Origin of the sequence: Mycobacterium sp. MAC_080597_8934 (assembly GCF_000523975.1) — a bacterium.
Taxonomy (GTDB): domain Bacteria; phylum Actinomycetota; class Actinomycetes; order Mycobacteriales; family Mycobacteriaceae; genus Mycobacterium; species Mycobacterium avium.
Map to the genome: position 1 here is coordinate 53451 of NZ_JAOS01000028.1, position 13723 is coordinate 67173.

General features: G+C 70.8%; 11 protein-coding genes and 2 pseudogenes. 4 read left to right on the forward strand and 9 right to left on the reverse strand.

Going from position 1 to position 13723, the window contains the following annotated elements:
- The first annotated feature begins 4 nt into the window (after nucleotides 1–4).
- Nucleotides 5–835 carry a class I SAM-dependent methyltransferase gene (locus tag NF20_RS15395; RefSeq protein ID WP_033710526.1) on the forward strand — a complete coding sequence of 277 codons (831 nt, stop codon included), beginning with the start codon at nucleotides 5–7 and terminating at the stop codon, nucleotides 833–835.
- Nucleotides 836–891: 56 nt separating this feature from the next.
- Here the strand turns inward: NF20_RS15395 and NF20_RS15400 are convergent.
- The 5 genes and pseudogenes from NF20_RS15400 to NF20_RS15420 all read right to left on the reverse strand — a co-directional run bounded on the left by NF20_RS15400 (nucleotide 892) and on the right by NF20_RS15420 (nucleotide 5026).
- Nucleotides 892–1283, reverse strand: a pseudogene (locus NF20_RS15400) (hypothetical protein).
- A 52-nt stretch (nucleotides 1284–1335) separates the two neighbouring features.
- Nucleotides 1336–2538 carry a DUF58 domain-containing protein gene (locus tag NF20_RS15405; protein ID WP_095762112.1) on the reverse strand — a complete coding sequence of 401 codons (1203 nt, stop codon included), beginning with the start codon at nucleotides 2536–2538 and terminating at the stop codon, nucleotides 1336–1338.
- Nucleotides 2539–2602: 64 nt separating this feature from the next.
- Nucleotides 2603–3580 carry an AAA family ATPase gene (locus tag NF20_RS15410; protein WP_003874803.1) on the reverse strand — a complete coding sequence of 326 codons (978 nt, stop codon included), beginning with the start codon at nucleotides 3578–3580 and terminating at the stop codon, nucleotides 2603–2605.
- Between the two features lie 19 nt (nucleotides 3581–3599).
- Complete coding sequence (locus NF20_RS15415) at nucleotides 3600–4082, reverse strand: hypothetical protein (protein WP_003874802.1); 483 nt, start codon at nucleotides 4080–4082, stop codon at nucleotides 3600–3602.
- Nucleotides 4079–5026, reverse strand: a complete 948-nt coding sequence (locus NF20_RS15420) for a DUF4129 domain-containing protein (protein WP_033710523.1) — start codon at nucleotides 5024–5026, stop codon at nucleotides 4079–4081. The genes NF20_RS15415 and NF20_RS15420 overlap by 4 nt, the downstream gene beginning before the upstream one ends.
- 185 nt (nucleotides 5027–5211) lie before the next feature.
- On the opposite strand from NF20_RS15420, the gene NF20_RS15425 reads away from it, so the two are divergent.
- Complete coding sequence (locus tag NF20_RS15425) at nucleotides 5212–6594, forward strand: HNH endonuclease signature motif containing protein (protein WP_033710522.1); 1383 nt, start codon at nucleotides 5212–5214, stop codon at nucleotides 6592–6594.
- Nucleotides 6595–7214: 620 nt separating this feature from the next.
- On the opposite strand, the pseudogene NF20_RS15435 reads toward NF20_RS15425, so the two are convergent.
- A pseudogene (locus tag NF20_RS15435) lies at nucleotides 7215–8076 on the reverse strand (SDR family NAD(P)-dependent oxidoreductase).
- Complete coding sequence (locus NF20_RS15440; RefSeq protein WP_009978507.1) at nucleotides 8073–8675, reverse strand: TetR/AcrR family transcriptional regulator; 603 nt, start codon at nucleotides 8673–8675, stop codon at nucleotides 8073–8075. The pseudogene NF20_RS15435 and the gene NF20_RS15440 overlap by 4 nt, the downstream one beginning before the upstream one ends.
- A 57-nt stretch (nucleotides 8676–8732) precedes the next feature.
- Between NF20_RS15440 and NF20_RS15445 the strand changes: the two genes are divergently transcribed.
- Complete coding sequence (locus NF20_RS15445; RefSeq protein ID WP_033710549.1) at nucleotides 8733–9866, forward strand: phosphotransferase family protein; 1134 nt, start codon at nucleotides 8733–8735, stop codon at nucleotides 9864–9866.
- Nucleotides 9866–10981 carry a hypothetical protein gene (locus NF20_RS15450; protein ID WP_033710520.1) on the forward strand — a complete coding sequence of 372 codons (1116 nt, stop codon included), beginning with the start codon at nucleotides 9866–9868 and terminating at the stop codon, nucleotides 10979–10981. Before NF20_RS15445 ends, NF20_RS15450 begins: the two co-directional genes overlap by 1 nt.
- On the opposite strand, the gene NF20_RS15455 is transcribed toward NF20_RS15450, so the two are convergent.
- Complete coding sequence (locus NF20_RS15455) at nucleotides 10964–12337, reverse strand: LLM class flavin-dependent oxidoreductase (RefSeq protein ID WP_033710519.1); 1374 nt, start codon at nucleotides 12335–12337, stop codon at nucleotides 10964–10966. The genes NF20_RS15450 and NF20_RS15455 overlap by 18 nt on opposite strands.
- A complete protein-coding gene (locus tag NF20_RS15460) occupies nucleotides 12334–13653 on the reverse strand; it encodes an MFS transporter (protein ID WP_033710518.1) in 1320 nt (439 codons plus the stop codon). The genes NF20_RS15455 and NF20_RS15460 overlap by 4 nt, the downstream gene beginning before the upstream one ends.
- Nucleotides 13654–13723 lie beyond the last annotated feature (70 nt).

The window sequence follows — 13723 nt, forward strand, 5'->3', positions numbered from 1 at the left end:
GGATATGGGAATTGACACCAGCGCCATCACCCCGGAGGAAGAGACCGCATTTTTGACGTTGCAGGCCCGCGCGATCAACAACGGGTGGGCACGCCCCATCCTGCCCGACCCGGGCGCCGCCGTTGCCGTGACAAAGATCGACTACGACTTCGACGGCCTGGGGCTCGTGACGCCCGTCGTTTGTCAAACATCCCTGCGCGCAAAACTTCTCGACGACCGGGTGCGCGCGTTCATCGCCCAACACGCCGATGCCGTGGTGGTCGATCTGGGCGCCGGGCTCGACGACGGGTACGCCCGTGTCAAGCCGCCGGACACCGTCGACTGGTACAGCGTCGAGCTGCCCGGGCTGGCGGCCCTGCGCGACAAGGTGATGCCACCGGGACCTCACGAACACACCATCGGAATCTCCGTGACCGATCCCGAGTGGATATCGGCGATTCCGGCGGACCGCCCCGCCATCGTCATCGCCGACGGATTGTTCCCCTTCCTCAACAAGGAGCAGATCATCGCGGTGATGCGCGCGATCACCGATCACTTCCCTGCCGGACAGCTGGCGTTCAACGACTACGGACGCATGGTGATTGGCGTGTGGATCTCGAAGTTGTTCCCGCAGCGGATGTTCAAGAAGGTGAACCAGCTCCGTGCGTTCGAGGGTTACAACGACCCGCACACGCCGGAACGCTGGAACCCCAAACTCACCCTCGTCGAGGAGACCAGCCTGGCGAGTGTGCCCGAGGTAGACCTGTTTCCGACGTGGTTGCGGATCGCGACACGGATGGCGGGGTGGAGCAAGCGGACGGCACGGTCCGCGCGCATCCTGAGGTTCAGCTTTTAGCGCCTTCCGCGCGTCGGGGGTGCGGCTCCGTTGCGTCGTGCGGCCGGCGCCGGCGGTCAGCTCAGGAACGGCCGGATGGCCAGCAGGTAGATCGCCAGCGCCCCCAGCGGGGCAAGCAGCGGCAGCCACGGCAGCTGCAGCGGAAACGACGTCGCCACCAGACCGGCGAAGCTAAACCCCACGGCCGCAACGGCGGTCGTGCGGCTGCCCAGGATCACCGGGACGGGGGTGCCGACCGCGTGGCGGCACACCAGGTAGGCGGCGGCGCACAACCCGGACAGCGCGACGCACGCCGGCGGGGGGTTCGACGTCATGACGGTCACGGCCGCCAGCAGCACGGCAATGGTTGCGGCGGGCCGCAATACGGTGCCGCCGCGACCGCGATCAGGGCCGCGGCCACCGCGACGACCGCCGATTCCGGCCGGCCGCCGGCGGCCAATCCCACCATGAGCAGACCGAACCCGGGCGCGCCCACCCGCGCCGGCAGATTGGTTCGGCCGCTATCCACGCAGCCTCCCCCGCACCCGGCGGCGGCGATCGGGCAGTACACCCATCGACTGTTCCAAACCGCGGTCGCCCTGCCACCACACGATGTCCACGCCGACGGTGGCCATGTCGCGGTACATCGCCGAGCGCTGCAGCGCCCACATCCGATCCACCAGCGGATCCTGTTCGTCCTCGAACGGCGAACCCTCGAGGATGTCGACCGCCAGCACGACGTGGCCGCGCCGGCGCAGATCGATGAGGGCGAGGGCGAATTCGGTGTCGAGCAGGGTGGAGAACGCGATGACGATGGCCCCGGCGGGAACCGCCGCGCGCGGCGCCAAGGTGCCGGTGGTGTGCTCGAATCCGGCGCCGGCGGCCAGCACAGTGTCGAGCACCCGGTAGAACTGGCGCTGCCCGATATCGGCGCCGAGCCATCGCGGGCGGTTGCCGCCCAGGGCGACGATCCCGGCCCGATCACCGTGCCGCAGCGCGGTTTGCACCACCTGCGCCGCGCCCCGCACGATGCGCTCGGTGGCCAGCGTCGCCGGACCCGCCGGCTGCCGGTATCCGTCGATCAGCACCACCACGTCGGCCGCGCGGTCGGTCAGCCGCTGGGTGACGTGCAGCTGGCGGCGGCGCGCGCTCACCGCCCAATTCACTGCGCGCAGTTGGTCTCCGGGCACATAGGGGCGTATGTCGGCGTATTCCACGCCGGGCCCGACATGCCGGGTCAGGTGGGCGCCCAGCCGATCCAGCAGCTCGGTGCGCGGGATCGGCGTCGGCTGCGGCGGCGTCAGCGGAAACACGATCACCTCGGCGGCGTCCACCAGCGCGGTCCCGCTCAACAACCCGCCGCGGGCCAGCACGTCCACCCGCGCCGCGACGTGGTAGCGGCCCCAGCGCTGCGCGGTGGCCCGCACGGTTTTGCCGTGGCCCGAACCGGATTCGCCGACCTGCAGTTCCATTCCCTCGACGGGCGGAACCGTCAGCCGGACCGCGCACGGGCCCTGCTCTTCGATCCCCCACACCGTCACGTGCGCCGGCTCGCCCTCGAAGCAGCGCTGCGTGTCGGGTTCGGCGTGCAGGGCGACCGCCGGCACCCGTGGCTGCCAGCTGATCGTGCCCAGCACCCCGAGCAGCGGCGCGGCGAAGGCGATCAGCTGCCACCGGGCGCCGATCACGGCCGCGGCCAACGCGAACGCCGCGCAGGTGGCCATCGCCCGCGTCAATTCCGAAGCGCGCCAGCGGAACTCGGCTGGACGGGGTGCGGTCACGCCGCGCTCATCCGGTTTGCCCGGGCCCGGCGCCGGTACGGGGCACCGGGAGCCGGTGCAGCAGCTCGCCGATCACGTCGGCGCCCTGGATCTTGCGCACCCACATCTCCGGGCGCAGGGTGATCCGGTGCGCGACGGCCGCGGTGGCCAGCGCCTTGACGTCCTCGGGGATCACGTAGTCGCGGCCGAGCAGCAGCGCCCGGGCGCGGGCCAGCTGCACCAGGTCCAGTTCGGCGCGCGGGCTGGCGCCCACCGCGACCTGCGGGTGGTGCCGGGTGGCGTTGGCCAGCGAGACCACATAGTGCAGCACGTCCTCGTGCACCGTCACCTGCTCGACCGATTCGCGCATCGCCAGCAGGTCGTGCGCGTCGACGACCTGGTTGACCGCCGGTTCGGCCGATCCGCGTTCCAGGCGCCGGCGCAGCATCGACGTCTCGTCCCGTTCGGACAGGTAGCGCAGCTCCAGCCTGATCGCGAACCGGTCCAGCTGCGCCTCGGGCAGCGGGTAGGTGCCCTCGTACTCGATCGGGTTGTCGGTGGCCAGCACGATGAAAGGCTTTGGCAGCCGGTGTGTTTCGCCGTCGATGCTGACCTGGCCTTCGGCCATCGCCTCCAGCAGCGCCGCCTGCGTCTTCGGCGGGGTGCGGTTGATCTCGTCGGCCAGCAACAGGTTGGTGAAGATGGGCCCGGCCCGGAACGCGAAGCGGCCCGACTGCATGTCGTAGATCGTCGAGCCGAGCAGGTCGGCGGGTAGCAGGTCGGGGGTGAATTGCACGCGGGTGAATTGCAGGCCCAGCGCGGCGGCGAAGGACCGCGCGATCAGCGTCTTGCCCAGTCCCGGAAGGTCTTCGATGAGGATGTGGCCGCGGGCCAGAACCGCGGTGAGGATCAGCCGCAGCGCGTTGCGTTTGCCCACCACCACGCGTTCTATCTCGTCGAGAATCGCCTCGCAGTGTGCCGTCGTGGTTGCGGCCGGCAGAGTCATGGTCGGATCGCGCCCCCTGTCATACCTGCTCCAGCTTTCGCAGAATCTCTTCCAGCGCCGCGCGTCCCGGGCCGGGTTGACGCCCACCGGTGCGGGTGACGTTGTTGGGGTTGACCCACTCCCACAGTTCGGCGCCGAAGAGCATCTGCCCGGTCGCCTGGAAAGACGCCGGGTCCTTGGCTTGCCGTTGGCCGGTTGCGATCGCGTAGCGGCGGGCGAGCATCGGGCGCAGGTGCCGGTCCCAGTCGGCCCGGGTGGACTCCGACCACCGGATCGTCGTCTCGGTGGCCGCAAGCCAGCGGCGCAGTGAATCGCCGAGATCGTCGGCGTCGTGCTCGGATTCGCGTTCGGCGCCGCGGCCGAGCGCACGCCGCAGGCTGAGCAACACCAGGGCCAGCCCGACGCCGGAGGCCGTCAGCACCAGCCGGCGGTCGTGCTGGGTCAGCGCCAGCAGCTCGATCCCGATGATCAAGCAAAGACCCAGGGCCACAGTCTTTTTCATGCGACACTCCGGCTCCCCAGTTCGTCGAGCACCAGCCGCAACACCCGCACCGCCACGTCGCGGTGGCCCTCGTTCATCACGTGCGGGCTGAACCGCGCCTCGGTGAACAGGTTCACCAGCTGGACGGCGTTGTCGGCGTGCAGCGCATGGTGTTCCACCGCGCGGGCCAGCACCTCGCTGGGGGTGTCGAAGTCCTGCGGCACGGCGCCGGGAACGTGCGCCAGTTCGCGTTCCATCGCGGCGTAGCAGGCGATGATGGCCTCGCGCGGGTCGCGGCGCAGGTCGGCCATCTCGGCCAATCCGCGTTCGGCCGCACGCGCCAGCGACTCCGAATGTGGTTGCGGCGCCGGGTTTTCGGCCGGTTCGTCGGGGACTGCCGGCGTCGGCGACCGCCACCGACGCCGCGCGCCGGCCACCGCTGAGGCGACGACCATCAACAGCATCGCGACGGTGCCGGCGAGCAGGATGCCCAGCGTGTCCTGCGACCCGTCGCGCGGACGTTGCGGGTGCTGCGGCGGCGGCGCCGGGGGTGCCGCCGGGTGCGGTGGCGGCGACGCACCGGTGCCGGGCGGCGGGGCGGGCGCGAGCCCGTGCGACGCGAACAGCCGGGCCAGCAGCATCACGATCAGCAGCCAGGCCACGATCACGCCGAGCCCGATCAGCAACACCCGCCAGGTCGGGCGGCCCCTGCCGGCGCCCAGCGTCTCCGACAGCGCGCCGGCGGGCGGAGCCGGCGCCCGCGGGTCCTTCAACCGCGCGACGATCGCGACCGCGATCAGCGCCAGCGTCACCGCGAGGATGGCCACCACCAGGCCCAGCGCCGCCCGGCCGCCCGCCTCGCTGCGCGTCGCGTCGTGTTGGGCGGGCAGGTACCCGCGCAGGGCGGCGGCGACCACGAGCAACAGAACGATCAGGGCGACGATCCGCCCCGTCGGCTTGTCCATCCCGGGCATCGGCACACCACTCGACCGGTTGCCTGCCGCTGGTGCGGCACTGGCTTTGCTCATACTTGCACGTCAGGCGGTCCCGGGGCCAGAACCGCCCGCACCGCTTATGCACAGTTGGCGGTTCATCCACAGATTGGCCGCCAACCGATACTTTTCGAACACTTGTTCTATACGGTGGTGGCGTGGGCGTTTTCCTGTCATCGGAACAGGCGCGGCAGCGCATCGGCGCCGCGCACGACGCGATCGACGCTGCCCACGACGTGCTGCGGCAGACCTCGTCGGATCTGGTCGGCACTGGCTTTCGGATCGACGTCGCCGAACGACTCGAAACGCAGGACCGCACCAATCGGGGGCTGATGTACCGCTTCTTCGGCGAAATCGCCGACCCGCCCGACGAGGCCGGGTCGTTGCCGGTGGCGCGCTCCATGCTATGGGCGCGGCTGCGGGTCAGCCCGGGAGAACTCCGGCGCCGCTTCGCGCTCGCGGCCCGCATCCGACCGCGCCGTTCGCTGACCGGCCCGCCGCTGGACCCCGAGCTGCCGGCGTTGGCGGCGGCGGTCGCCGCGGGCGCGGTCGGCGAGGACCACATCCGGGCGGTGTGCTCCGCGGTCGATGCCTTGCCCTGTGCGGTCCCCAGCTCCGCCACGTCGGACGCCGAGCGCACGCTGGTACGGCATGCGGCCAAACTCGATGCCGCCGTGATCACCAAGCTGGGCCGGCGAATCGCCGACTATCTCAATCCCGACGGCGAGTTCAGCGACGTCGATCGCGCCCGCCGCCGCGGTCTGCACCTGGGGCCGCAGGGCGTCGACGGGATGTCGCGGCTGTCCGGGCTGCTGGATCCCGAGACCCGCGCCTACTTCGAGGCCGTCGCATCGGCGGTGCGGCCCGGCCGTCACCAACCCGAAGGCGGCGGCGATCCGCGGGCACGCGATGAGCGCACGCCGTCGCAGCGTTGCCATGACGCGCTCAAGCTCGGCCTGGAAGTCGCCATCGCCTCGGGCGGTCTCGGCGTGCATCGCGGCCATCCGGTCACCGTGATCGCCAGCACCACGCTGGCCGAGCTCGACCAGGCCGCGCGCGCGGTGGCCGACCCGTCGATTCCGATGCCGGCGCCGGCGCTGACGGGCGGCGGTTCACGATTGCCGATGCCGGACCTGATTCGCATGGCAGCCAAGGCAATTCACTATCTGGCGGTGTTCGACGAGCACACCGGCCGGCCCTTGTATCTGGGGCGGCAGAAGCGCGTCGCGACCGCGGATCAGCGGCTCATCTGTTATGCCCGTGACCGCGGCTGCACCCGACCCAATTGCCTTGAACCCGGTTACCGCTGCGAAGTGCATCATGCGCCGGACTGGGCGGACGGCGGCCGGACCGACGCGGACAAGCTGTTTTTCGCCTGCGGTCCCGACCATGGCGCGGTCAGCCGGGGCGAGTGGCGCACCAGTGTCGGCGACGATGGGCGATTGGCCTGGACCGACGGCAACGGGCCACCCCAGATCAACCGGGCACACCATCCCGACGAGCTGCTGCGCGGCGATCCCGACCCGCCCGAAAACGATTGACGGACGCGGCGATCGGCCGTCAAGCCGGTGTCGGCCCCCGGGCGAAGGGATTGCCGGAGTTTTTCCGGTGGTCGTTTTGGTGCCGATCCGCCGGGTAGCCGACGGGAGTCCATCCAATCGACATTGGGGGAAACACATATGGACGACCGAAAGATTCACCTTGTGATCGCGCGCGGCCCACTGGCAGCGCTCGGCGCCGGTGTGGCTGCGCTGGCTGTCAGCGGAGCACTCGGCGCGGGGGTCGCGTCGGCAACCGTGTCCCACGCGATGCCGGGCACCGCAACCGGCCCCGCGGTGAACTTCCTGCCGAACAACCCGCCGCCACCCGGGCCACCTGGACCGCCCGGTCCTCCCGGGCCGCCCGGACCTCCCGGAGCGCCGGGCGCTCCGGGCGCGGTGGGGCCACCCGGCGGGCCAGGGGCGGTAGGACCTCCCGGCGGGCCGGGCGCACACGGCGCTCCGGGGCCGGTGGGTCCGCCCGGCGGGCCGGGCGCACCTGGCGCACCGGGACCTGCCGGACCTCCGGGTCGCTAAACCCGTGAGCCGCGGTGGGGGACGGTGCAACGCCTCCCCCACCGCGGTGATGCGGGCCAGAAGAACCTAGTCCAAGCCGCCACAACCTAGTCCAACCCGAAGGGGCGGAAGCTGCCGTCCAGCACCTGCAGGTGACCGATGGTGCGGCCGGTGACCCTGCCGGGATCTACCAGCGCCAATTCCACTGCGGCCCGGGCGAATTCGTCCGCCGACGCGGTGTCGTCGAAATCGCGGGCGTAGTAGGACAGCCCCGGCGTGAGGATCGGTTTGGACGGCGAGAGCGCATTGACCGCGATGCGATGGTCGGCGAGATCGTATGCCACACACTGGGTCAGGTGTTCGAGCGCGGCCTTGGACCCGCCGTACCCGGGCAGCACCCCGCCGCTGCGATCGGCGTACGGGCCGTCACCCGGCAGCCGGGAGGCGACCGAGGTGATGTTGATGATCGCTCCGCCGCCCGCCCCGATCATGTCTGGGCACACCCTCTGCATCAGCTCGTAGGCGGCGAAGACGGCGATGTCGAAATGCCGCCGGTAGGCGTGCAGCGGCGTGCTGACGAAGCCCGGCCAGCCCGGTTTGGCGCCGCCCGACGCCGGTTTGGCGCCGCCGGACGCTGGGCGCCGGCGGCCTGCCGGGCGCGGTGAAGGCCGCATTGTTGACCAGAATCGTGATGGGGCCCAACGCCTCTCGGGCCGAATCCACCAGCCGCGCGACGTCGTCGCGGTCGGTCAGATCGGCCCGCACCGGCACCGCGCGCCCACCGGCGGCCTCGATGTCGGCGACCGTGGACCCGATGGTGCCCGGCAACCGGTCGTCCCAGACTTGCTCGGTCCGCCCGGCGACCGCCACCGCGGCGCCCTCGCTCGCCAGGGCCAGCGCGATGGCCCGGCCCAGGCCGCGGCTGGCGCCGGTGACGATCGCGGCGCGGCCGGTCAGCCGCCCCGTCACCGCCGCACCCCGTGCACCACGATCGCCGTCGTCTGCTCCACCCACGCGTCGTCGAGTTCCTCCTCCGGGCGCAGCAGCATCCGCAGCATCGTCGCTCCCCCGATCAACTCGATCAACCGGTCCGGATCCACGTCGGGATGCGCCTCGCCGCGGTCCACCGCCTCGCGCAACCGCACCCGCACCGCGGTGAACAGGTCCGCGAACCGCGACATCACCCGGGCGTTGAGCGCGGGATCGGCCGTCATGTCGGCCACCAGGCCGGGCAGCGCGGCGCGCACCACGGGCGTGGTGAACACGTCGCGCGTGGCCTCGATCATCATCCGCATGTCGGCGGCGATGTCGCCGGCCGGCGCCTCCAGCGCGGTCGGGGCCGTCGGGAAGGCCGCCTCGTGCACCAGTTCGGCCTTGCTCGACCAGCGCCGGTACAGCGCCGATTTGGTGGTGCCGGCACGCTCGGCGACCGCCGCCAGACTGATATTCGAATAGCCCGTTTGGACAAGCAGTTCCGCGGTCGCCGATAGGATGGCCGAGTCGATGCGCGGATCGCGGGGGCGGCCGGCGCCGGGGGCCTTGTCAAGGCCGGACGGGTCTGCTTTCATAACGCTACCTACCGTATCGTAATTGCCGCGAAAAAGTCTCAAGGAATGGAGGCACCCGTGGCTACAGAACCAGCGGTCGACAACGTCGACCGGCTGCAGCGCTCGAGCCGCGACGTCACCACCGTGCCGGCGGTGATGTCACGCTGGCTTTCCACCGTACTGCCGGACGGCGCCGAACCCGAGGTGACGGTGGAAAGCGGCGTGGATTCGACGGGCATGTCGTCGGAGACGATCATCCTGACCGCCCGGTGGCGGCAGGACGAACGCCCGACCGAGCAGAAGCTGGTGGCGCGGGTGGCCCCGACCGCCGAGGACGTCCAGGTCTTCCCGACCTACCGGCTCGACCACCAATTCGAGGTGATCCGCAAGGTCGGTGAGCTGACCGACGTGCCGGTGCCCCGGGTGCGCTGGCTGGAGAACACCGGCGAGGTGCTCGGCACTGCGTTCTTCGTGATGGACTACGTCGACGGGCTGGTGCCGCCCGACGTCATGCCCTACACGTTCGGCGGCAACTGGTTCGCCGACGCGCCCGCCGAGCGGCAGCGCGAACTGCAGGACTCCACCGTCGGCGTGCTGGCCAAGCTGCACTCGATTCCGAACGCGGCGAACACCTTCGGCTTCCTCACCGAGGGGCAGACCGGTGACACGGCGCTGCGCCGGCACTTCAACTGGGTGCGGTCCTGGTATGACTTCGCGGTGCCCGACATCGGCCGGTCGCCGCTGCTGGAGCGCACCTTCGACTGGCTGGAGGCACACTGGCCGGCCGCGGCGGACGCCGCCGAGCCGGTGCTGCTGTGGGGAGACGCCCGGGTGGGCAATGTGTTGTACCGCGACTTCGTCCCGGTTGCGGTGCTGGACTGGGAGATGGTGACCCTGGGGCCGCGCGAGCTCGACGTGGCGTGGATGATCTTCGCGCACATGGTTTTTCAGGAGCTCGCCGGTCTGGCCACGCTGCCCGGCCTGCCCGGGGTGATGCGCGAGGACGACGTGCGCGCCACCTATGAACGGCTGACCGGCGTCGAGATCGGGGACCTGCACTGGTTTTACGTGTACTCCGGGGTCATGTGGGCGTGCGTGTTCATGCGCACCGGCGCGCGCCGGGTGCATTTCGGCGAGACCGAAAAACCCGACGACGTCGAATCGCTGTTCTACCACGCGGGATTGATGAAAAGACTTATAGGAGAAGAGTGATGCTCGGACCGCTCGACGAATACCCGGTACATCAGATCCCGCAGCCCATCGCGTGGCCGGGCTCCTCGGACCGCAACTTCTACGACCGCTCCTACTTCAATGCCCACGACCGAACCGGGAACATCTTCGTCATCAGCGGCATCGGCTACTACCCCAACCTCGGGGTCAAGGACGCGTTCTTCCTCGTCCGGCGCGGGGACACCCAGACCGCGGTGCACCTGTGCGACGCCATCGACCAGGACCGGCTCAACCAGCACGTCAACGGCTACCGGATCGAGGTGAAAGAGCCGCTGCGCAAGCTGCGTCTGGTGCTCGACGAAACCGAAGGCGTGGCAGCCGATCTCACCTGGGAGGGGCTGTTCGACGTGGTGCAGGAGCAGCCGCACATCCTGCGTTCGGGCAACCGGGTGACGCTGGACGCGCAGCGCTTCGCCCAGCTGGGCAGCTGGAGCGGGCGCATCGTCATCGACGGCCAGGAGATCGCGGTCGACCCCGCGACCTGGATCGGCAGCCGCGACCGGTCCTGGGGCATCCGGCCGATCGGGGAGCCCGAGCCGGCCGGCCGGCCCGCCGACCCGCCGTTCGAGGGCATGTGGTGGCTGTACGTCCCGATGGCGTTCGACGACTTCGCGATCGTGCTGATCATCCAGGAGCAGCCCGACGGGTTCCGCTCGCTCAACGACTGCACCCGGGTCTGGCGCGACGGCCGGGTGGAGCAGCTGGGCTGGCCGCGGGTCAAGATCCACTACCGCTCCGGCACCCGGATCCCGACCGGCGCGACCATCGAGGCCAGCGCCCCCGACGGCACGCCGGTGCACTTCGACGTGGAGTCCAAGCTGCCGGTGCCGATCCACGTCGGCGGCGGCTACGGCGGCGACTCGGACTGGCTGCACGGCATGTGGAAGGGCGAGAAGTTCACCGAGCGGCTGACCTACGACATGACCGACCCGGCGGTCATCGCGCGCTCGGGCTTCGGGGTGATCGACCACGTGGGCCGGGCGATCTGCCGCGACGGCGACAAGGCCCCGGTGGAGGGCTGGGGCCTCTACGAGCACGGCGCGCTGGGGCGCCACGACCCGTCCGGATTCTCCGACTGGTTAACGGTCGCGCCGTAACCGGTACGCCGCCCCGGGGTGGTCGTCGCCCAGCAGCGGCCCCGCGGCCCCCAGGCGTTCGCGCAGCGTCGAACCCGGCACCTGCTCGGGCACCCGCCCGCGCCGGCGTAGCTCGGGCACAACGAATTTCGCGAAATCGACGAAGGTGCCCGGGGTGGTCACGTAGGCGACGTTGAACCCGTCGACGTCGGCGTCGTCGACCCAACGCTCGAGTTCGTCGGCGACCTCGGTCGGTGACCCCACCAGCACCGGGCCGCGCCCGCCGATGCCGATCTCGGCGGCCAGCTCGGCCACCGTCCAGGCCCGCCCCGCGGTGGTGAACGACGCCAGCGCCGAGCGGTTGGCGTCGGTTTCGACGTAGGTCAGCGGTTCGTCGGGGTCCAGCTCGGCCAGATCCACCCCGGTCCAGCCGCCGAACAGGGCCAGCGCCCCGCGGGTGCTGACGAAGCGCCGGTATTCGGCCAGTTTGGCGACGGCCGCGTCGTGCGTCTCGGCGACCACCGGGGTCACCATGGTGAACACCTTGACCGCCCGCGGGTCCCGGCCCAGCTGCGCGGCGGCCGTCCGCAGCGCCCGCACGGACTCGCGCACCACCTGCGCCGTCGGCCCGGAGACGAAGACCGCCTCGGCGTGGGCCGCGGCGAACCGGATACCGCGCGGTGATGCCCCGGCCTGGAACAGCACCGGGGTGCGTTGCGGCGACGGCTCGCACAGGAACGGCCCGGGCACCGAGAAGTAGCGGCCCTTGTGCTCGATGTCGTGCACCTTGGCGGGGTCGGTGAACACGCCGCGCTGCCGGTCGCGCAGCACGGCGCCGGCCTCCCACGAGCCCTCCCACAGCTTGTAGCAGACCTCCAGATATTCGTCGGCGATCTCGTAGCGCTGGTCGTGCGGGATCTGGGCGTCCAGGCCCAAATTGCGTGCGGCACTGTCCAAATAGGATGTGACGATGTTCCACGCCACCCGGCCGCCGGTGAGGTGGTCCAGCGTGGAGAGCCGGCGCGCCAGGGCATACGGCTGCTCGTAGGTCAGCGACAGGGTGATGCCGAATCCCAGCGTCTCGGTCACCGCCGCCATCGCCGAGACCGCGGCGCTCGGTTCGTTGACCGGGAACTGCGCGGCGTCGACGACGGCGGCGTCGCGGGAGGCGCCGTAGATGTCGTAGACGCCGAGCACGTCGGCCAAAAACAGCGCGTCGAACCCGCCCGCCTCCAGCGTGCGGGCCAGCTCCGTCCAGTAGCTCAGCTCGCGGTACCGGTGGCCCTGGTCGTCGGGGTGCCGCCACAGCCCGGCCGACTGATGCCCGACGCAGGCCATGTCGAAGGCGTTGAGGTAGATCCGGCGGGCCGCGCTCATCCGATCGGCTCCCCGCGCGTCTCCCGGGCCGCGCAGGCGGCGCCCACGGTGATCGCCGCCAGCACCGCGAAATAGCCGACGATCAACCACGGCCGGCCGCCCCCGGCGACCAGCAACGACGCCGCGATCAACGGCGCGAACCCGCCGGAGAGCACGGCGCCGATGTGATATCCCAGGCTCGATCCGCTGTAGCGCACCCGGGTGTCGAACAGTTCGGCGAACCAGGCGGCCTGCGGACCGTACATCGCATCGTGAACGACGTTGACGCCGAACACGATTGCCACGACCACCAGCACCGCCGAGCCGGTGCCGGCGGCGACGAAGAACAACACCAGCGCCACGACCGACGCCAGCGCGCCGAAAAGATACGGCGGCCGCCGCCCGACCCGGTCCGACAGCAGCGCCCAGCCCGGCGTGCTGAGAAACCCCAGCGCCGACGAGATCAGCACCGCGACCAGCCCCACGCCGGTGCCCTTGCCGAATGAATCCTGAAGGTAGCTAAGCGAATACGTGGTCAACAGCACGAACAGCCCGATCTGCGACAGGCGCAGGCCGGTGGTGATGACGACGTTGCGCGCGTCGGTGCGCAGCACCTGCACGATCGGCAGCCGGGCCAGCTCGTCGCGGCTTCTGAGCCGATCGAAGACTTCGGCGTCGGTGAGCCGCAGCCGCACGAACAGACCGACCGCCACCAGAAAGATGCTGAGCAGGAACGGGATTCGCCATCCGAAGCCGAGGAAGGCGGCGGGCCCGGTGGCCTTGCGGACACCGAAGAACACCGACGTCGCCAGCAGCATGCCGGCCGGGGAGCCCAGCTGGGTGAAGCTGCCGAACAGGCCGCGGCAGCCCGGCGGCGCATGCTCCACCGACAGCACCGCGGCCCCACCCCATTCCGCGCCCACGGCCAGCCCCTGCACCACCCGCAGCGACGCCAGCAGGGCCGGCGCCGCCAGCCCGGCCTCGGCGTAGGTCGGCAGCGCCCCGATCGCGGTGGTGACCAAACCCATCACCAGCAGCGCGGCCACCAGCACGGTCTTGCGGCCCAGCCGGTCACCGAAGTGGCCGGACAGCACCGCACCGAGCGGGCGGGCCCCGAATCCGGCGGCGTAGGTGGCGAACGAGGCCAGCGTCCCGGCGGACGGCGAGATGTTGGGGAAGAACAGCGGTTTGAACACCAGCGCCGACGCGGTCGCGTACAGGTAGAAGTCGTACCACTCGATGGTGGTGCCGATCATGCTGCCCGCAGCGACGGTGCGCAGCCCCGGCCGGGCGGGAAGGTCGCCGGCCGAAGCGGCGGCCGGGCTGGTCAGAGTCACGCGGTTGCAGGGTAATGAACCCGTCGGCGCCGGCGAATGTTTGCCATCGCCGTGATGCGAACGCCGGGCG